Raw genomic sequence first — 18,814 nt, 5'->3', positions numbered from 1 at the left:
CCCACGCCCATGTTGCCGGTCGCGACGCCTTTCACCGAGCCGTCGTCGTTGTAGAGAATCTCCGCAGCGGGGAAGCCCGGGAAGATCTCGACGCCGAGCGCTTCGGCCTGTGCCCCAAGCCAGCGCGTGACGTTGCCCAGCGAAATCACGTAGTTGCCGTGGTTCTGGAAGTTGGCGGGCAGCGCCCAGTTGGGCGTCGTGACCGCGCTCTTCTCGGACAGGAACAGGAAGCGGTCTTCCGTCACCTCGACGTCGAGCGGCGCGCCGCGTTCCTTCCAGTCGGGGAACAGTTCGTTGATCGCGCGCGGATCCATCACCGCGCCCGACAGGATGTGCGCGCCGATCTCGGAACCCTTCTCGAGCACGCACACGCCGATCTCGGTGCCTTTCTCGGCAGCCAGCTGCTTGAGCCGGATCGCGGCAGACAGCCCGGCGGGGCCGCCGCCGACGATCACGACGTCGTATTCCATCGATTCGCGCGGGCCGTATTGCTCGATGAGGCTTGCGGGGGTCATTGGCGTTCCTCTAACCGTTAGAATGCTTTTATTCGGGAGCGTATTGTCCGCGAAACGAAACGCTTGCCGCAACAGCATGCGGATAGATTAGCACGGTCGTTCTATTTTTTGTGCTAGGGTTATGCTGCGTGGGACAGGGTGCCCGCTGCGGCGAAACGACATCGAAAGGGGATGTGCAATGGGTCGATCGATCAATCTGGAAGGCAAGGTTGCGCTGGTCACGGGCGCGTCGAGCGGCCTCGGACAGCGCTTTGCGCAGGTACTGTCGCAGGCGGGTGCGAAGGTCGTGCTCGCGAGCCGCCGTGTCGAGCGCCTGAAGGAATTGCGCGCGGAGATCGAGGCGGAGGGCGGTGCCGCGCATGTCGTGTCGCTCGATGTCACCGACGTGCAGAGCATCAAGGCAGCCGTTGCGCATGCGGAGACGGAAGCCGGCACGATCGACATCCTGGTGAACAATTCGGGCGTCTCGACGATGCAGAAGCTCGTCGACGTGACGCCGGCCGATTTCGAGTTCGTGTTCGACACCAACACGCGCGGCGCGTTTTTCGTCGCGCAGGAAGTCGCGAAGCGGATGATGATGCGCTCGAACGGCAACGGCAAGCCGCCGTACCGGATCATCAACATCGCGTCGGTGGCCGGTCTGCGCGTGTTTCCGCAGATCGGACTGTATGCGATGAGCAAGTCGGCGGTCGTGCAGATGACGCGCGCGATGGCCCTCGAATGGGGCCGCCACGGGATCAACGTCAACGCGATCTGTCCGGGCTATATCGATACCGAAATCAATCATTACCTGTGGGAAACCGAGCAGGGCCAGAAGCTGGAGTCGATGCTGCCGCGTCGGCGAGTCGGCAAGTCGCAGGATCTCGACGGGCTGTTGTTGCTGCTCGCGGCCGACGAGTCGCAGTTCATCAATGGCTCGATTATCTCCGCCGACGACGGCTTCGCCCTCGCCTGAGTGGATGACGTTCAGTAACCAAGAAGACTGCAATGAGTGATTATTCCCCTGTTTTTGAGATGTCGATGCCGATCCGCTGGGGTGACATGGATGCGTTCGGCCACGTGAACAACACGGTCTATTTCCGTTACATGGAGCAGGCCCGCATCTCGTGGTTCGAGGAGCTCGGCATCGCGGGCGGCAACGGCGAGGGGCAGGGGCCCGTGATCGTCACGGCGTCGATGGAGTTCCTGAAGCAACTGCATTATCCGGGCGACGTGATCGCCAGGATGTCGGCCGCGAAGCCGGGCCGCAGCAGCCTCGACACGGGTTTCGAGCTCAGGCGTGCGGACGATCCGCAGCACGTCTATGCACGCGGCCACGCACGCTGCGTATGGGTCGACTATGCGCTCGGCAAGTCGGTGCCGCTGCCGCAATTGCTGCGCGATACGGTCGAGCGCGCGCTCGCGGAGAAGGTCGACTGAGCGCCGCGGCGGCGAAGCCGGCGCCCGGGCGCCGGGGTGTCGTCATTTCCGGGTAGCCCCGAATCGGCCGCGACATGCGGCCGATCGTCATTCCGGGGGCGCCGTTTACTGGCCGAGCAGGCGCTGCAGCAGTTCCGGCGTGTTGTTCGTGCCGTACTTGCGCATCAGCCGTGCGCGGTAGATGTCGACGGTGCGCGAACTGATGTCGAGCACGCGCCCGATCTGCTTGCTGGTCTTGCCAGTGGCGAGCTGTGCGGCGATCTCGCGTTCGCGCGGTGTCAGTTCCACGGCGACCCGGCGTGTCGCGCTCAGGTCCTCGAAGGTCCACACGCCGGCCGCGAGCGGCGCGGTGCGGTCGAGCGCGCGGCCCGTGACGTGGCACCAGAACAGCTCGCCGTCGGCGCGTTTCATGATTCTGTCATCGGCGTAGGTGCCGTTCGCGATCATCACGCGCGAGATACGTTCGCCGATCCGCTGGAATTCGTCCGGCGACGGATAGAGCACCTCGTACGATTTCCCGATCAGGTCGGCCCGCGTGCAGCGGAAGATCGACGCGAGCGCGTCGTTGCAGTCCTCGATCACGCGGTCGCGCGACATCACGAGGCCGAGCGGCGCGAGGTGAAAGGCAGTCTGGTAATCGAGAGCGGGCATGGTGCAGGCAAGCGGAGGCAAATGCTTATGTATTTTTGCGTATTGTGCCGCATCGGCGCCACATCGTACCCTTTCAGGCATCTCGCGGCGGTTTGTCGCGATATAAAAACAGCGCGCCTCGACGCAGGCATCGCCGTGCATGCATAGAATGATGCGGCGGGCTTGCGGCCCAATGGGCGCGTGAACCGGTTTTGCTGGTTTCCATAGAGGAAGGGACAAACAGATGAACAAAGTCTATCCTGGCGCGGCTGCCGCGCTGGAAGGGATCGTCCGCGACGGACAGACCTTCGCGGTGGGCGGCTTCGGCCTGTGCGGGATTCCCGAGGCGCTGATCGCGGCACTGCGCGATTCCGCCGTCAAGGGCATCACCTGCATCAGCAACAATGCGGGCGTCGACGGCTTCGGTCTCGGCCTGCTGCTGGAAACGCGCCAGATCAAGAAGATGATCTCGTCGTACGTCGGCGAGAACAAGGAGTTCGAGCGCCAGTACCTGGCCGGCGAACTCGAGCTCGAATTCACGCCGCAGGGCACGCTCGCCGAGAAGCTGCGTGCGGGCGGTGCCGGCATCCCCGCGTTCTTCACGAACACGGGCTACGGCACCGTGATCGCGGAAGGCAAGGAAACGCGCCAGTTCGGCGATCGCCAGTACGTGCTCGAGCCGTCGCTGACGGCCGACGTCGCGCTGGTGAAGGCGTGGAAAGCAGACAAGTCCGGCAACCTGATCTATCGCCGCACCGCGCGCAACTTCAACCCGATGTGTGCGATGGCGGGCAAGATCACCGTGGCGGAAGTCGAGGAGATCGTCGAGAACGGCGAACTCGATCCGGACCAGGTCCATACGCCGGGGATCTTCGTGCAGCGCATCGTGCTGAACGCGACGCCTGAAAAACGCATCGAACAACGCGTCGTACGCGCGAAAGGAGACTGACATGGCCTGGAATCGTGACCAGATGGCCGCGCGCGCGGCGAAGGAACTGCAGGACGGCTTCTACGTGAACCTCGGCATCGGCTTGCCGACGCTCGTCGCGAACCACGTGCCGGAAGGTGTCGAAGTCTGGCTGCAGTCGGAGAACGGCCTGCTCGGTATCGGCCCGTCGCCGACCGAGGACGAAGTCGACGCCGACCTGATCAACGCCGGCAAGCAGACCGTCACGACGCTGCCGGGCTCGTCGATCTTCTCGTCGGCCGATTCGTTCGCGATGATCCGCGGTGGCCACATCAACCTCGCGATCCTCGGCGCGATGCAGGTCAGCAAGAAGGGCGACCTCGCGAACTGGATGATCCCCGGCAAGATGATCAAGGGGATGGGCGGTGCGATGGATCTCGTCGCGGGCGTGAAGCGCGTCGTCGTGCTGATGGAGCATGTCGCGAAGGGCGACCAGCACAAGATTCTCGACGAATGCAACCTGCCGCTGACGGGTGTCGGCGTGGTCGACCTGATCATCACCGATCTCGGCGTGATCGAAGTGACGCCGGACGGCCTGAAGGTGCTCGAGCTTGCCGACGGTGTCAGCGCGGAAGAAATCCAGACGAAGACCGGCGCGCCGCTCGATGTGAGCGCGGTCGCGTAAGTTCGCCGCGCGCGAGCGCGGTTGCGGCGCCCCGCATGCCGGACGACGGCACGCGGGGCGTTTGTCATTGGTGGCGGGTGAACGGCGCATCCGCGTCCCGGTTGCGCCGACTCGCCTGAGCGAAGCGGTTTACAATCGTTTGCATCGGGCGGCACAAGCGGACACAAGCGATGTCCCGCCGTGCCGCCCCCGTTCGACAGGATGCCAACGATGCCAACAACCTCAGCGAATCCTCCGGTTCCCCGTCAGCGGCGCGTGCAATGTGCAAGCGTCGCCGGCCTTCACCACGTCGCCTATACCGAATGGGGCGATCCCGCCAATCCGCGCGTGCTGGTCTGCGTGCACGGCCTGACCCGTTCGGGGCGCGATTTTGACCGGCTTGCCGCCGCGCTGTCCGATACGTATCGCGTCGTTTGCCCCGACGTCGTCGGGCGCGGCCGCTCCGACTGGCTCGCCGACCCGCGGCTTTACGCGATTCCGCAATATGTGGCCGACATGGTGACGCTGATCGCGCGGCTCGACGTCGAATCGGTCGACTGGTTCGGCACGTCGATGGGCGGGCTGATCGGGATGGCGCTCGCCGGGTTGTCCGGTTCGCCGCTGCGCCGGATGATCGTCAACGACGTCGGCCCGCGCATCGAGCCCGATTCGCTGACGCGCATCGGCGAATACCTCGGCGTGCAGCCGCGCTTCGCGACCGAGCAGGAAGGCATCGACTACCTGACGTCGCTGTCGCTGCCGTTCGGCGCGCTGTCCGGCGACGAGTGGCGCGAGATCAACGCGCCGTTGCTGCGCGAACTGCCCGAGGGCGACTGGACGATGCGCTACGATCCGCGCATTGCCGAACCGTTCAAGGCGACCACGCCCGAACTGGCCGCGCTCGGCGAGGCCGCGCTGTGGCGCGCGATCGAGACGACGGACGCGTCGCTGCTCGTCGTGCGGGGTGAAAGCTCCGACCTGCTGTCGCGCGACACCGTCGCCGAGATGGTGCGCCGCGGCCGGCATGTGGCGCGGGTCGAGATTCCGGGCGCGGGTCATGCGCCGGCGTTCACCCGTGCCGACCAGATTGCGCTCGCACGCCGGTTTTTCGTCGAAGGCGTTGCATAAACGCGTCATAATATTCGGTTCGGCGGCACGCGGGCCGCGTCGTCGCCGACTCTTCACCCACTCATACGACCGGAACATTCCATGGCAGTCATTCGTCACCACGTCGGGGCCCGTCTCTCCGAAACCGCGATCCACAACGGTACCGTGTATCTGGCCGGCCAGATCGCCGAAGACACCACCCAGGACATCAAGGGCCAGACGCGCGAAGTGCTCGGCCACATCGACCGCCTGCTCGCCGAAGCGAACAGCGACAAGGCGCATCTGCTGTCGGTGCAGATCTACATTTCGGATCTCGCGAACTTCGAAGGCATGAACGCGGAGTGGGACGCGTGGGTCGCGCAGGGCAACACGCCGCCGCGCGCCACCGTCGAGGCGAAGCTCGCGGATCCGGCGCTGCTCGTCGAGATCGTCGTCGTCGCCGCGCAGCGGAGCTGAGCGAAGCACCACGATGACCGCAATACGCCAGGCCGTGCGATGACCGAGTCCGTTTCCGCTTCTTCCGTCGCTGCGCCGTCGTTCGACGACGTGCTCGCGTTCGTGCGCGAGCGGGCCGGCGACGCGCGCCTGTCGTCGGGCGAGCTGCTCGCCGATCACTCGGCGGGCACGGCGTCGATCATGCGTACGCTGAACGTCGATCCGCACGCGATGCAGGCGGCCGCGCTGTTCGTGCTGACGCCGCATCTGAGCGATCCCGGGCGCGAGCTGACCGAGCGGTTCGGCGAAGAGGTCGCGCGGCTCGTGGCCGACGTGCGCAAGCTGCTGCGGCTCGGCACCGTCAGCCTGCGCGCCGCGCAGAATGCGAAGCCCGACACCGGGCGCGACGCAGCGGAAGAGCGGCGCACGCAGATCGAGGCGCTGCGCAAGATGCTGCTCGCGTTCGCGCAGGACATCCGCGTAGTGCTGATCCGGCTTGCGTCGCGGCTGCAGTCGCTGCGTTACTACGCGGCAGCGAAGATCGATCCGCCGCCCGACGTCGCGCGCGAGACGCTCGAGATCTACGCGCCGCTCGCGAACCGTCTCGGCATCTGGCAACTGAAGTGGGAGCTCGAGGATCTCGCGTTCCGCTTCGAGGATCCGGTCACGTACAAACGCATCGCCAAACTGCTCGACGAGAAGCGCATCGAACGCGAGGCGTACGTTGCGGAGGCGATCGAGCGGTTGCAGCACGAGCTGGCGGAAGCGCACATCCCGGCCGACGTGAGCGGGCGGCCCAAGCACATCTACAGCATCTGGCGCAAGATGCGCGGCAAGGAGCTCGATTTCTCCGAGCTGTACGACGTGCGCGCATTCCGCGTGATCGTGCCTGACATCAAGGATTGCTACGCGGTGCTCGGCATCGTGCATCACCTGTGGCAGCCGGTGCCGAAGGAATTCGACGACTACATCTCGAGGCCGAAGCCGAACGGCTACAAGTCGCTGCATACGGTCGTGATCGGCGACGACGGCCGTGCGTTCGAAGTGCAGATCCGCACGCAGGACATGCACCGGTTTGCCGAGTATGGCGTCGCCGCGCACTGGCGCTACAAGGAAGCGGGCGCGCGCGGTTATGGCGGTCAGTTCTCGGCGAGCGACAAGTACGACGAGAAGATCGCCTGGCTGCGCCAGCTGCTCGCGTGGAAGGACGACGTCGAGGACGGCGCCGAAGTGTCCGGCGACAAGGCGTGGGCGCAGTTGCGCGAGACGTCGCTCGACGACGACCACATCTACGTGCTGACGCCGCAGGCGCGCGTGATCGCGCTGCCGCAGGGCGCGACGCCGGTCGATTTCGCCTACCACCTGCACAGCGAGCTCGGCCATCGTTGCCGCGGCGCGCGCGTCGACGGCGTGATGGTGCCGCTGAATACGTCGCTCGCGAACGGCCAGACGGTCGAGATCGTCGCGGTGAAGGAGGGCGGGCCGTCACGCGACTGGCTGAACCTGCAGCTCGGTTATCTGAAGAGCCCGCGCGCGCGACAGAAGGTGCGTGCGTGGTTCAACTCGATCGAGCAGGAAGAGAACATCGCGCATGGCCGCGCGCTCGTCGAAAAGACGCTGCAGCGCGAGGGCAAGACGTCGGTCAACCTCGACAACCTCGCCACGAAGCTCGGCTTCAAGTCGCCCGAGGAATTGTTCTCGGTCGTCGGCAAGGAAGAGTTCAGCCTGCGCAACGTCGAGCACGCGCTCTCCGATGCGCCGCCGCCCGAACATGCGCCTGAGGCACCCGCCGATTTCGAGAAGCGCAGCAGCGGGGCGAGCGTCGCGCACGGCGCGTCGACCGGCGTGCTGGTGGTGGGCGTCGATGCACTGCTGACCCAGCTTGCGCGCTGCTGCCGTCCGGCGCCGCCCGACCCGATCAGCGGTTTCGTGACGCGCGGCAAGGGGATGTCGATCCATCGCAGCGACTGTCCGACGTTCCGGCGGATGGTCGAGCGCGCGCCGGAGCGCGTGCTGCAGACGACCTGGTCGGCCGACGTGCTGGGCGGACGCGGTGCGTCCGTCTATCCGGTCGACCTGATGATCGAGGCGAGCGACCGGCAGGGATTGCTGCGCGACATCTCCGAAGTGTTCGCGCGCGAGAAGATGAACGTGGTGGGCGTGAAGACGCAGAGCCGCCGCAATGCGGCATTCATGCAGTTCACGGTCGAGGTGACGAATTCGGCACAGGTGCAGCGTGCGTGCACGCTGCTCGGTGAAGTGACGGGCGTCGTGCGGGCGGGGCGCAAGGCGTGACGCTCCCGTAATGGGGTTGGAGCTCGGTTATTTTGCTGCGACCGCATAAAAACACTTGCCAAGCGTGCGTCAACTCCATATAATCTTAGCTTCTCTAGGCTCGTAGCTCAGCTGGTTAGAGCACCACCTTGACATGGTGGGGGTCGTTGGTTCGAGTCCAATCGAGCCTACCAACGAATTGAGAATGCCCGGTTTCCGGGTGTTCGATGCAGTAAATAACTCAACGCGAACAAGGCGAATACGGTTATGACACCGCGAACGTTGACCGAAACCTTTTCGGAGCGACGCTAGTCGAGGAACGTTTTCGCCCTTTCAGTTTGAGTGAAGTATCGAATGCGGCCCCTCGAAAGCGGGGCCGCATTTTTTTTGTCGCGAAATTTTCGCGCGTGACTTTTATATCGCGTGCCTGGTTTGCCGCCCACTGTCGGCATCACGGAGATTGCTATGGTTTCGATACGCTTGCCTGACGGCTCAGTTCGACAATACGAGCATCCGGTGACAGTTGCCGAGGTTGCAGCCTCGATCGGTCCCGGCCTTGCGAAGGCTGCGCTTGGTGGCAAGCTCGACGGCGAACTCGTCGATACGTCCACGGTGATCGATCGCGACGCATCGCTCGCGATCGTCACGGACAAGGACGCCGACGGTCTCGACATCATCCGTCACTCGACCGCGCACTTGCTCGCGTACGCTGTGAAGGATCTGTATCCGGATGCGCAGGTGACGATCGGTCCGGTGATCGACAACGGCTTCTACTACGACTTCTCGTACAACCGTCCGTTTACGCCGGAAGATCTGGAAAAGATCGAAAAGCGCATGCAGGAACTCGTGAAGAAGGATGAGCCGGTCACGCGCCGCGTCGTGTCGCGCGACGAGGCGGCTGGCTATTTCCGCAGCCTCGGCGAGAAGTACAAGGCCGAGATCATCGAATCGATTCCGCAAAGCGACGAAATCAAGCTGTACTCGCACGGCGGCTTCACCGACCTGTGCCGCGGCCCGCACGTGCCGTCGACCGGCAAGCTGAAGGTCTTCAAGCTGATGAAGGTCGCGGGCGCGTACTGGCGCGGCGACTCGAAGAACGAGCAGCTGCAGCGCATCTACGGTACCGCCTGGACGAAGAAGGAAGACCAGGATCAATACCTGCACATGCTCGAGGAAGCGGAAAAGCGCGACCACCGCAAGCTCGGCAAGCAGCTCGACCTGTTCCACATGCAGGAAGAGTCGCCGGGCATGGTGTTCTGGCATCCGAAGGGCTGGGCGCTGTGGCAGCAGGTCGAGCAGTACATGCGCCGCCGCGTGAACGACGCCGGCTATCTCGAGATCAAGACGCCGATGATCATGGACCGCTCGCTGTGGGAAGCGTCGGGCCACTGGCAGAACTACCGCGAGAACATGTTCACGACGGAGTCGGAGAAGCGCGACTACGCGATCAAGCCGATGAACTGCCCGGGTCACGTCCAGGTGTTCAAGCACGGCCTGCGCTCGTATCGCGACCTGCCGCTGCGCTACGCGGAATTCGGTTCGTGCCATCGCAACGAAGCGTCGGGCGCGCTGCATGGCCTGATGCGCGTGCGCGGCTTCGTGCAGGACGATGCGCACATCTTCTGTACGGAAGAGCAGTTCATTTCCGAATCGATCGCGTTCAACACGCTGGCGATGAGCGTGTACAAGGATTTCGGGTTCGAGCACATCGACATCAAGCTGTCGCTGCGCCCTGACCAGCGTGCGGGCACCGACGAAACGTGGGATCGCGCCGAGCAGGGCCTGCGCGACGCGCTGACGGCGTGCGGCCTGTCGTGGGAAGAGCTGCCGGGCGAGGGTGCGTTCTATGGCCCGAAGATCGAATACCACATCAAGGATGCGCTCGGCCGCTCGTGGCAGTGCGGCACGCTGCAGCTCGACATGGTGCTGCCGGAGCGCCTCGGCGCCGAGTACGTCGCTGAAGACAACAGTCGCCGCCGGCCCGTGATGCTGCACCGTGCGATCGTCGGTTCGATGGAGCGATTCCTGGGGATTCTGATCGAGCACCATGCCGGCGCGATGCCGGCCTGGCTCGCGCCGTTCCAGGCAATTGTGCTCAATATCGCCGAAAGTCAGGCCGAATATGCACAATCTCTGGCCCAAACGTTGCAAAAACAAGGGGTTAGAGTGGCGGCCGATTTGCGCAACGAGAAGATTAGCTATAAAATACGCGAGCACACGCTGGAAAAGGTGCCTTATCTCCTCGTCGTGGGTGATAAGGAGCGTGATGCGCAAACGGTAGCCGTGCGTGCCCGTGGCGGCGTCGACCTTGGCGTTATGCCGGTCGAAGCCTTCGTTGAGCGTCTGCAGGAAGACCTGCGCTCGTTCAAGTAACCGCCCTGGCAGCGCGGCTCGTTTTTTTAATTTTTAGAGGAAACGTAACATCGCTACTGATAAGTCGTCGCATCGCATCAACGGTGAAATCACTGCGCCGGAAGTGCGTCTGGTCGGGCTCGAGAACGAACCGCTCGGTATCGTAAAACTCGCTGATGCTTTCCGTAAATCGGAAGAACTGGATGTTGACCTGGTGGAAATCGCGCCGCAAGCGGTTCCCCCGGTTTGCCGTCTGATGGATTACGGCAAGTTCAAGTACCAGGAATCGAAGAAGCAGCACGAAGCGAAGCTGAAGCAGAAGGTCATCCAGGTCAAGGAAGTCAAGTTCCGCCCGGGTACCGATGACGGTGACTACAACGTCAAGCTTCGCAACCTCGTGCGCTTCCTCGAAGAGGGCGACAAGACGAAGATCACGTTGCGTTTCCGCGGTCGCGAAATGGCTCACCAGGAGATCGGTATGCGGATGCTTGAGCGTCTGCGCACGGATCTCGAGGAAGTCGGCCAGGTCGAGCAGATGCCGAAGATGGAAGGGCGCCAGATGATCATGGTGCTCTCGCCGAAGAAAAAGAAGTAACGGGCCCGCGCGCTTGCCGCGCAGGTTCGACAGTGGTTCGGCGCGTTGCCCGGTCAGGGCGACGTGCCAGCAATGACGGCGGCTGCGCAAGCGGTTCGCCGTACACAAGTGGACTGGGTTTCGAAGGGCGGGTCAAGGGCGCAAGCCAACCGCACACCCATCGCCATCTAATAAACTGGAGTTGTTCGTCATGCCTAAGATGAAGACCAAGAAGAGTGCTGCAAAGCGCTTCGTGGTGCGTCCGGGCGGTACCGTCAAGCGCGGTCAAGCCTTCAAGCGTCACATCCTGACCAAGAAAACCACGAAGAACAAGCGTCACCTGCGCGGCGCAACGGCAGTTCATGATTCCGATCTGAACTCCGTCCGCGCGATGCTGCCGTTCGCGTAACCCCTCAACTGATACTCTAAGGAGAGAAACATGCCTCGAGTCAAACGTGGGGTAACCGCACGGGCCCGCCACAAGAAGATCATCAACCTGGCCAAGGGTTATCGCGGCCGTCGCAATAACGTCTACCGCATCGCCAAGCAGGCGGTGATGCGGGCTGGTCAGTACGCGTACCGCGATCGCCGCAACAAGAAGCGTGTGTTCCGCGCACTGTGGATCACGCGTATCAACGCGGCAGTTCGCCAGCACGACATGACCTACAGCGTGTTCATCAACGGCCTGAAGAAGGCGTCGATCGAACTCGACCGTAAGGTCCTGGCCGACATGGCGGTGTTCGACAAGGCTGCTTTTGCTGCGATCGTCAAGCAGGTGAAAGCCGCCGTTGCAGCCTAATTGCGAAATTAGCACTGCGTGGTTAGTTGCAGCGACGTTCCGGTAGTCTCGGCCGCTGCAGCGAAAACGGGGCTCTTCCGAGCCCCTTTTTTGTTTGGTGGGCGATTTCGCACGCCAAGATCGAATGACGTTGGAAATGATGGGATCTATGGATCTGGACCAGATTGTCGCCGACGCGCAGCAGTCCTTCGAACAGGCTGCCGACATCACCACGCTCGAAAACGAGAAAGCACGATTTCTCGGCAAGTCGGGTGCGCTGACCGAGTTGCTCAAGGGCCTCGGCAAGCTCGATCCCGAAGCACGCAAGACCGAAGGCGCACGCATCAACGTCGTGAAGCAGCAGGTTGAAGCCGCGCTGACCGCACGTCGCCAGGCGCTCGCCGACGCGCTGCTGAACCAGCGCCTCGCGGCCGAGGCAATCGACGTCACGCTGCCGGGCCGCGGCGCCGGTGCAGGCAGCCTGCACCCCGTGATGCGCACCTGGGAGCGCGTCGAACAGATTTTCCGCTCGATCGGCTTCGACGTGGCCGACGGTCCCGAAATCGAGACCGACTGGTACAACTTCACGTCGCTGAACAGCCCGGAGAACCATCCGGCGCGTTCGATGCAGGACACCTTCTACGTCGAAGGCAAGGATGCCGACGGCCGCCAGCTGCTGCTGCGAACGCACACGAGCCCGATGCAGGTGCGTTACGCGCGCATGAACCGTCCGCCGATCAAGGTGATCGCGCCGGGCCGCACGTATCGCGTCGACAGCGATGCGACCCACTCGCCGATGTTCAATCAGGTCGAGGGGCTGTGGATCGACGAAAACATCAGCTTCGCCGACCTCAAGGGCGTCTATACCGATTTCCTGAAGAAATTCTTCGAGCGCGACGACATCCTCGTGCGCTTCCGTCCGTCGTATTTCCCGTTCACGGAACCGTCGGCCGAGATCGACATGATGTTCGAGCACGGCAAGAACGCCGGCAAATGGCTCGAGATCTCCGGCTCGGGGCAGGTGCATCCGACCGTGATCCGCAACATGGGCCTCGATCCCGAGCGCTACATCGGCTTCGCGTTCGGCAGCGGCCTCGAGCGCCTGACGATGCTGCGCTACGGCGTCCAGGATCTCCGGCTGTTCTTCGAGAACGATCTGCGTTTCCTGCGCCAGTTCGCCTAACGCAAGCGCCGCGCCGACATGTGCCCGCGCACGCCCCGCCGGACGTTTCCGACGGGGCCCGGGCGTCGATCTAACCTGTTTCGAACGTAGACATCCATGCAATTCCCTGAATCCTGGTTGAGAACCTTTGTCGACCCGCAGCTGACGACCGACGAACTGTCGCACGCGCTGACGATGGCGGGGCTCGAAGTCGAATCGCTGAGCAAGGCTGCGCCGCCGACGTCGAAGATCGTCGTCGGTCGCGTGCTCGAAGTCGTCAAGCATCCGGATGCGGACAAGCTCAATGTCTGCCAGGTCGACGCCGGCACCGGCGCGACGCTGAATATCGTGTGCGGCGCACCCAACGTGGCGCCCGGCATCAAGGTGCCGGTCGCGCTGGTCGGCGCGGAACTGCCGCCGGCAGAAGAGGGCGGCAAGCCGTTCGCGATCAAGCTGTCGAAGCTGCGCGGCGTGGAGAGCCAGGGGATGCTGTGCTCGGCGCGCGAGCTGAAGCTGTCCGAGGACCACAGCGGCCTGCTGATCCTGCCGCAAGACACGCCAGTTGGCCAGGACATCCGCGACACGCTCAATCTCGACGACACGATCTTCGAAATCAAGCTGACACCGAACAAGGCCGACTGCCTGTCGGTGTTCGGCATCGCGCGCGAGACGGCCGCGATCACCGGCGCTCCGCTGACGCCGGTCGACATCCGTCCGGTGCGCGTCGAGCTCGACGAGACGCTCCCCGTGCGCATCGCTGCGCCCGATCTGTGCGGCCGCTTCTCGGGTCGCGTGATCCGCGGCGTGAACGCGCATGCGAAGACGCCGCAATGGATGGTCGAGCGCCTCGAGCGATCGGGCCAGCGCAGCGTGTCGGCGCTCGTCGATATCTCGAACTACGTGATGTTCGAGCTCGGCCGTCCGTCGCACGTGTTCGATCTGGACAAGATCCACGGCGGCATCGAGGTGCGCTGGGGCAAGCGCGGCGAGTCGCTGAAGCTGCTGAACGGCAACACGGTCGAACTCGACGAAACGGTTGGCGTGATTTCGGACGACCGTCAGGTCGAAAGCCTCGCGGGCATCATGGGCGGCGACAGCACGGCCGTCACGCTCGACACGACCAACATCTACCTGGAAGCCGCGTTCTGGTGGCCGGACAGCATCCGCGGCCGTGCGCGCAAGTACAACTTCTCGACCGATGCGGCCCATCGCTTCGAGCGCGGCGTCGACTATGCGACGACCGTCGAGCACGTCGAGCGCATCACGCAGCTGATTCTCGAGATCTGCGGCGGCAAGGCCGGCCCGGTCGACGACCAGGCGGTGAACCTGCCGCAGCGCGCACCGGTGAAGATGCGCGTGTCGCGCGCCAACCGCATCATCGGCGTGAAGATCGACGCCGACGAGATCGCGGACATCTTCACGCGCCTGCGCCTGCCGTTCGAGCGTGCCGACGACGCATTCCTGGTCACGCCGCCGTCGCACCGCTTCGACATCGAGATCGAGGAAGACCTGATCGAGGAAGTCGCGCGCATTTACGGCTTCGAGAGGATTCCGGCGCGTCCGCCGGTCGCGACGAGCGAGATGCGCGCGACCAACGAGACGCAGCGTTCGATCCATGACATCCGTCATGCGCTGGCGGCACGCGACTATGCGGAAACGGTCAACTTCAGCTTCGTCGATGCGGAGTGGGAGCACGACTTCGCCGGCAACGACAACCCGATCCGCCTGCTGAACCCGATCGCGAGCCAGCTGTCGGTGATGCGCACGACGTTGTTCGGCAGCCTGATCTCGGTGCTGCGCCACAACCTGAACCGTCGCGCGGATCGCGTGCGCGTGTTCGAAACGGGCCGGGTGTTCCTCGCCGATCCGTCGGTGAAGGCTGGCGAGCTGACCGTCGAAGGCTACACGCAGCCGAAGCGGGTCGGCGCGCTCGCATACGGCCCGGCAGTCGACGAGCAGTGGGGCGTGGCAACCCGTGCGGTCGATTTCTTCGACGTGAAGGGCGATCTCGAGGCGCTGCTCGCGCCGGCCGCCGCGCGCTTCGTGAAGGCCGAGCATCCGGCCCTCCATCCGGGCCGCAGCGCACGCATCGAAGTCGATGGCCGCGCAGTCGGCTGGATCGGCGAGCTGCATCCGCGCCTGATGCAGAAGTACGAGCTGCCGCATGCGCCGGTGATGTTCGAAATCGACGCCGACGCGCTGATCGCACGTGCGCTGCCGGCACCGACCGACGTGTCGAAATTCCCGCCGGTGCGTCGCGATATCGCCGTCGTGGTCGATCAAGCGGTCGAGGTTCAGGCACTTTTCGACGAAATGAAGAAGGCGCTGGCCGAGGACGCCTGCCGATTCGTTCAGAAGGTTGTACTCTTCGACGAATTTCGTGCAAAATCAAATACTTCCGGTGGTCTTGCCGCGCACGAGAAGAGCCTTGCCTTCCGCGTGACGCTGCAGGATGCGGCTGGCACGCTACAGGACGAGGTCGTCGATCAGGCGATCCAGACGCTGGTCGAGCGGATGGCTCGTGCCGGTGCGCGCCTGCGCGGCTAAGGAGAGGGGCCGCCCGTTCGCGGGTGGCTTTTCCCCATCGTAAGTTTTGGTTTAACGCGCTGTATGGCAGATATGAACGACATGACCTCGAGTGAATTCGAAGCCCTCCTGACGGCGCAACGCAGCGCCATGAACCGCGACGCTTCGGCGCCGGCGTCCACCGAGACGCCGACGCTGACGAAAGCGGAACTGGCGGAGCTGCTGTTCGACAGCGTCGGGCTGAACAAGCGTGAAGCGAAGGACATGGTCGAGGCGTTTTTCGAAGTGATCCGCGACGCGCTCGAAAACGGTGAAAGCGTCAAGCTGTCGGGGTTCGGCAACTTCCAGTTGCGCGACAAGCCGCAGCGTCCGGGTCGTAATCCGAAGACGGGCGAGGCGATCCCGATCGCGGCCCGCCGGGTGGTAACCTTCCACGCGAGCCAGAAGCTGAAGGCGCTGGTCGAAAACGGCGCGGAGTAAGGCTCCGCGCGCTGAGGTCTCCGCGCGGCCGCCGCGCACCCTTTACCGACGGTTAACCGACGATGACCACTACGGTTGAGAAAGTCGTCTTGCCTCCGATTCCCGCGAAGCGCTACTTCACGATCGGCGAAGTCAGCGAACTGTGTGGGGTCAAGCCGCACGTGCTGCGTTACTGGGAACAGGAATTCACGCAGTTGCGGCCGGTGAAGCGGCGCGGCAATCGCCGGTATTATCAGCACCACGAAGTGCTGCTGATCCGGCGGATTCGCGAGTTGCTGTACGAACAGGGGTTCACGATCAACGGGGCGCGCAACCGGCTCGATTCGCCGGGCGGCGAACGTGCCGCCGCAGCACCGGTCGAGCCCGACGTGCCGGTCGCCGATGTGCGTGCGCCGGGCAAGCCGGGTGCAGCGGTCGACGTGATCGCATTGCGACAGGCGCTTCTCGATGTGATCGACGGACTGAAGCACGACTGAGCGCGACGCGCGAATAGCAGAATGAGCCCGGTTGGCGAAGCGCCACCGGGCTTTTTTCATGCAGGCGGGCGATGCACGTCAGCGCGCTGCGAGCGGATTCGGCTTGCCCATGTCGACGACGAGCGTGCCGTCCGGCAGCATCCGCACCGAACCCTGCGCGACCTGGCTGCGGTAGCCGTACAGGTCGAAACGCATTGGGCCGGCCTCGGCCGAATTCCGGATCAACGCGCGCACGTTCAGTTCGAGCACATTGAACATCTTCATGTCGCCGCCCTCCATCCACATGTAGCTCGACGCGTCGATTTGCGGCTGCTTCGGCACGGGCACGTCGGCGGCGCGCCGAAACGTGAGGCGCAGCCCGTCGCGTTCGACCGTCGCGTGGCCGAGCTTGCCGTTCAGGATCGGCGGCGGAAACACCGTGTACTGGTCGAGCACGAGCGCGTCGCCGCGCAGTTCCGCGCCGCGGCGCTGCAGCGGCGTCAGCGACGCGAGCTCGATGCCGAGCGAGCGCAGTAGCTGCGCCTGCGGGATGCCGAGCACCGACACCTGCGACGGCTTGAATGCGAGGTGCCGGTCGTCGAGCACCGAGAGCGAGCCCTTCATGTCGGTCGGCAGCCACACGCCGGGCACATGGTTCCAGAGCTTGATGCCGCCCTGGACACGCAGGTCCTGGCCATCCGCGCTCAATTGCAGGTCGTTCAGCGAGCGCGGCGAGTAGTCGAGCAGATAGTTGTTGAAGAGCGCGGACATCGCCTTCCACGATTCGACGACCGTGCCGCCCAGAATGCGGATGTCGTACTGGTTCGGATCGTCGAGGTCGACGGGTTCGCCAGGCCGCTTCGCGATCATCTGGACGTCGAGATCCTCAACATGGAAGCCGATGTCGCCGGACAGGTTGAAGTCGACGTTGTGCAGATGGATCGTCGGATTGCGGTTCGACACGTGGCGTTCGTTGAACGGCGTGGTCGGCGTGCGTCGTATCGCGACTTTCTGCATGCCGGGCTGCGGTGCGCTGGCCGCGAGCGCAAATGCTTCCCAATGCTGGCGTGAATCGCGCAACACGTTCTGCTGCGCGGCGAGGAAGCTGTCGTTCAGCCGAGCTGCCGCATTGCCGAGCGGGGCACCGCTTGCAGGCCCCGCGTACGACGGCATGCGGATCGCCATTGCGCCGCGTTCGTCGAAATTGAAATAGCCGGCCGATACCTGGTCGCGATAGTGATACAGGTCGAACACGAAATTCTGGTCGCGCTTCGCCGGATCGACGGGGCCGATCAGGATGTCGGCGTTCATCGGCATCGAGCGCATGAACTTCACGTCGCCGCCGCGGATGTACATCGCCTGTTGCGGCGCGTTCGCGGGCAACGCGAAGCCGGCGTGCGAGCCGTCATCGAGCGTCAGGTCGAGGCCGGCGGGGGTCACGCGCAGCGCGGTGATCCTGATCTTCAGCCGCGGCGGCGGCATCAGCTTGTCGACCGACATCACGAGGTCGTCGCCGGCGAGCCGTGCGATCGGCGTCTCGACCTTCAGCAGATCGGCCATCTTCACGTTGGCTGCGCGCATCACCGCCTGCGCGTTGATGCCCGACACGCGCACGCCGGTCGGGTGGAACACGAGCTGGCTGCCGTCGCGGACCGCGAGCGTGCCGGTCAGCGAGAACGGCACCCAGCCGTCGCGCTGCATCTCGCCTTGCAGATGGATCACCCCGTCACCAGCCGAGACGGCGAGCTTGCGCAGCGGCGCGTTACGGTAGCCGAAGATGTAGGTGTTGAAGAGCGCGGTCAGCTTCGCGTCGTCGAGCGTGACCATGCCTTCGTGCACGTCGATCTCGAAGCTCGTCGGATCGTCGAACACGATCGGCGCGCCGGCCTGCGTCGGCACGAGTGTCGCGGACAACTGGTGGATGAAGAAGCCGAGGTTGTTGACGATGCGGAAATCGACGTCGCGCAGGAACGTCATCGCGCCGTTCTGCCCCGAGTCGCGCAGCGTGAACGGACGCGGTTGCGTGAGGCTGATCGACGCGAGCGACGGCACGGCGCGTGCGATCTGCTGTTCATGGGCGAGGCGTTCCGCCTTCGCGCGTTCGATCTTCGTCGATGCGATCGACGCGTTGCCGTCGCGCTGCGCGGCCGGTTCCGCGCAGCCGGTGCAGAGCAGCGCGAGCGCAAGTGCACTGCAGCCGAGCGCACGGGAGGTGCCGAGTGAACCCGAGGCGGCCGCGCGTCGCGGGCCGGATCTCCAGTCGAAAATTGCCAAAGGCGAGCGATGGCCGCGCCGGACCGCATTCCGCATCGTCTGTCTCCATGTCTTGTCGTGATCGACGCGCGCACACGGCCAATGCACGGCGCGGGTGTCGATGCCGTGCAGTGTGTCATAGCGTGCTAGAGCGGCGTTACCAAACAGCGGGAGGCGGCGCAAGACCGGCCGGCGGGAGACGGGACAACGGATTCGCGGCGGCGGGGCGACAAGATCAAACGGTCGTTTGGTTTCAGTCGAAGCGGAGGCGGCATCGGCGGCA

18 protein-coding genes and 1 tRNA gene are annotated in these 18,814 nt (G+C 64.2%); 16 read left to right on the top strand and 3 right to left on the bottom strand.

Features of this window, described 5'->3' with window-relative positions:
* Positions 1 to 515: NAD(P)/FAD-dependent oxidoreductase (locus PI86_RS06720; protein WP_039320129.1), on the bottom strand; the 515-nt coding region annotated here is incomplete at its 3' end.
* Between the two features lie 178 nt (positions 516 to 693).
* On the opposite strand from PI86_RS06720, the gene PI86_RS06715 reads away from it, so the two are divergent.
* Positions 694 to 1,470: an SDR family oxidoreductase gene (locus PI86_RS06715; RefSeq protein WP_039320127.1), complete on the top strand. Its 777-nt coding sequence runs from the start codon at positions 694 to 696 to the stop codon at positions 1,468 to 1,470.
* 32 nt (positions 1,471 to 1,502) lie between these two features.
* A complete protein-coding gene (locus PI86_RS06710; RefSeq protein WP_039320126.1) occupies positions 1,503 to 1,934 on the top strand; it encodes an acyl-CoA thioesterase in 432 nt (143 codons plus the stop codon).
* 105 nt (positions 1,935 to 2,039) lie between these two features.
* Here PI86_RS06710 and PI86_RS06705 read toward each other — a convergent pair whose 3' ends face one another.
* On the bottom strand, positions 2,040 to 2,585 hold the full coding sequence (locus tag PI86_RS06705; protein WP_014897242.1) for a LuxR C-terminal-related transcriptional regulator: 546 nt from the start codon (positions 2,583 to 2,585) through the stop codon (positions 2,040 to 2,042).
* A gap of 223 nt (positions 2,586 to 2,808) precedes the next feature.
* Between PI86_RS06705 and PI86_RS06700 the strand changes: the two genes are divergently transcribed.
* From PI86_RS06700 to PI86_RS06635, 14 genes are all read left to right on the top strand, one after another.
* Entirely contained in the window at positions 2,809 to 3,513 is a 705-nt protein-coding gene (locus PI86_RS06700) for a CoA transferase subunit A (RefSeq protein WP_014897241.1), read from the top strand.
* Position 3,514: 1 nt separating this feature from the next.
* Positions 3,515 to 4,156, top strand: a complete 642-nt coding sequence (locus PI86_RS06695) for a CoA transferase subunit B (RefSeq protein ID WP_039320124.1) — start codon at positions 3,515 to 3,517, stop codon at positions 4,154 to 4,156.
* A 210-nt stretch (positions 4,157 to 4,366) separates the two neighbouring features.
* A complete protein-coding gene (locus PI86_RS06690) occupies positions 4,367 to 5,263 on the top strand; it encodes an alpha/beta fold hydrolase (RefSeq protein ID WP_014897239.1) in 897 nt (298 codons plus the stop codon).
* A gap of 81 nt (positions 5,264 to 5,344) precedes the next feature.
* Positions 5,345 to 5,698, top strand: a complete 354-nt coding sequence (locus PI86_RS06685; RefSeq protein WP_014897238.1) for a RidA family protein — start codon at positions 5,345 to 5,347, stop codon at positions 5,696 to 5,698.
* Positions 5,699 to 5,737: 39 nt separating this feature from the next.
* Complete coding sequence (locus tag PI86_RS06680) at positions 5,738 to 7,972, top strand: RelA/SpoT family protein (protein ID WP_014897237.1); 2,235 nt, start codon at positions 5,738 to 5,740, stop codon at positions 7,970 to 7,972.
* A gap of 96 nt (positions 7,973 to 8,068) precedes the next feature.
* A tRNA-Val gene (locus tag PI86_RS06675) sits at positions 8,069 to 8,145 on the top strand.
* Between the two features lie 271 nt (positions 8,146 to 8,416).
* Positions 8,417 to 10,324, top strand: coding sequence for a threonine--tRNA ligase (gene thrS / locus PI86_RS06670; protein ID WP_014897236.1), 1,908 nt, complete (start codon positions 8,417 to 8,419; stop codon positions 10,322 to 10,324).
* A 49-nt stretch (positions 10,325 to 10,373) separates the two neighbouring features.
* Positions 10,374 to 10,898, top strand: a complete 525-nt coding sequence (gene infC, locus PI86_RS06665; protein WP_080599380.1) for a translation initiation factor IF-3 — start codon at positions 10,374 to 10,376, stop codon at positions 10,896 to 10,898.
* Positions 10,899 to 11,088: 190 nt separating this feature from the next.
* Positions 11,089 to 11,286 (top strand): 50S ribosomal protein L35, encoded by a 198-nt coding sequence (rpmI, locus tag PI86_RS06660; protein WP_004191477.1) that lies wholly within the window; start codon positions 11,089 to 11,091, stop codon positions 11,284 to 11,286.
* A 30-nt stretch (positions 11,287 to 11,316) separates the two neighbouring features.
* The gene (gene rplT / locus PI86_RS06655) at positions 11,317 to 11,676 is read left to right on the top strand and encodes a 50S ribosomal protein L20 (RefSeq protein WP_004192938.1); all 360 of its coding nucleotides are present in this window, start codon (positions 11,317 to 11,319) and stop codon (positions 11,674 to 11,676) included.
* 148 nt (positions 11,677 to 11,824) lie between these two features.
* Positions 11,825 to 12,838: a phenylalanine--tRNA ligase subunit alpha gene (gene pheS, locus PI86_RS06650; protein ID WP_014897235.1), complete on the top strand. Its 1,014-nt coding sequence runs from the start codon at positions 11,825 to 11,827 to the stop codon at positions 12,836 to 12,838.
* 96 nt (positions 12,839 to 12,934) lie between these two features.
* Entirely contained in the window at positions 12,935 to 15,364 is a 2,430-nt protein-coding gene (gene pheT / locus PI86_RS06645; protein WP_039320117.1) for a phenylalanine--tRNA ligase subunit beta, read from the top strand.
* Positions 15,365 to 15,436: 72 nt separating this feature from the next.
* Positions 15,437 to 15,823 (top strand): integration host factor subunit alpha, encoded by a 387-nt coding sequence (locus PI86_RS06640; protein ID WP_006486093.1) that lies wholly within the window; start codon positions 15,437 to 15,439, stop codon positions 15,821 to 15,823.
* A 62-nt stretch (positions 15,824 to 15,885) separates the two neighbouring features.
* Positions 15,886 to 16,299: a MerR family transcriptional regulator gene (locus PI86_RS06635; protein ID WP_014897233.1), complete on the top strand. Its 414-nt coding sequence runs from the start codon at positions 15,886 to 15,888 to the stop codon at positions 16,297 to 16,299.
* A gap of 78 nt (positions 16,300 to 16,377) precedes the next feature.
* Here PI86_RS06635 and PI86_RS06630 read toward each other — a convergent pair whose 3' ends face one another.
* On the bottom strand, positions 16,378 to 18,588 hold the full coding sequence (locus PI86_RS06630; protein ID WP_039320113.1) for a lipoprotein: 2,211 nt from the start codon (positions 18,586 to 18,588) through the stop codon (positions 16,378 to 16,380).
* Positions 18,589 to 18,814 lie beyond the last annotated feature (226 nt).

Source organism: Burkholderia sp. A9, assembly GCF_000801975.1.
The sequence above is the reverse complement of the archived record's forward strand: the minus strand, read 5'-3'. Positions and strand labels throughout refer to the sequence as shown.

Coding starts and splice junctions, on each gene's coding strand:
- PI86_RS06715 (WP_039320127.1), top strand. CDS start 694: ATGGGTCGATCGATCAATCTGGAAGGCAAGGTTGCGCTGGTCACGGGC.
- PI86_RS06710 (WP_039320126.1), top strand. CDS start 1,503: ATGAGTGATTATTCCCCTGTTTTTGAGATGTCGATGCCGATCCGCTGG.
- PI86_RS06705 (WP_014897242.1), bottom strand. CDS start 2,585: ATGCCCGCTCTCGATTACCAGACTGCCTTTCACCTCGCGCCGCTCGGC.
- PI86_RS06700 (WP_014897241.1), top strand. CDS start 2,809: ATGAACAAAGTCTATCCTGGCGCGGCTGCCGCGCTGGAAGGGATCGTC.
- PI86_RS06695 (WP_039320124.1), top strand. CDS start 3,515: ATGGCCTGGAATCGTGACCAGATGGCCGCGCGCGCGGCGAAGGAACTG.
- PI86_RS06690 (WP_014897239.1), top strand. CDS start 4,367: ATGCCAACAACCTCAGCGAATCCTCCGGTTCCCCGTCAGCGGCGCGTG.
- PI86_RS06685 (WP_014897238.1), top strand. CDS start 5,345: ATGGCAGTCATTCGTCACCACGTCGGGGCCCGTCTCTCCGAAACCGCG.
- PI86_RS06680 (WP_014897237.1), top strand. CDS start 5,738: ATGACCGAGTCCGTTTCCGCTTCTTCCGTCGCTGCGCCGTCGTTCGAC.
- thrS (WP_014897236.1), top strand. CDS start 8,417: ATGGTTTCGATACGCTTGCCTGACGGCTCAGTTCGACAATACGAGCAT.
- rpmI (WP_004191477.1), top strand. CDS start 11,089: ATGCCTAAGATGAAGACCAAGAAGAGTGCTGCAAAGCGCTTCGTGGTG.
- rplT (WP_004192938.1), top strand. CDS start 11,317: ATGCCTCGAGTCAAACGTGGGGTAACCGCACGGGCCCGCCACAAGAAG.
- pheS (WP_014897235.1), top strand. CDS start 11,825: ATGGATCTGGACCAGATTGTCGCCGACGCGCAGCAGTCCTTCGAACAG.
- pheT (WP_039320117.1), top strand. CDS start 12,935: ATGCAATTCCCTGAATCCTGGTTGAGAACCTTTGTCGACCCGCAGCTG.
- PI86_RS06640 (WP_006486093.1), top strand. CDS start 15,437: ATGAACGACATGACCTCGAGTGAATTCGAAGCCCTCCTGACGGCGCAA.
- PI86_RS06635 (WP_014897233.1), top strand. CDS start 15,886: ATGACCACTACGGTTGAGAAAGTCGTCTTGCCTCCGATTCCCGCGAAG.
- PI86_RS06630 (WP_039320113.1), bottom strand. CDS start 18,588: ATGCGGAATGCGGTCCGGCGCGGCCATCGCTCGCCTTTGGCAATTTTC.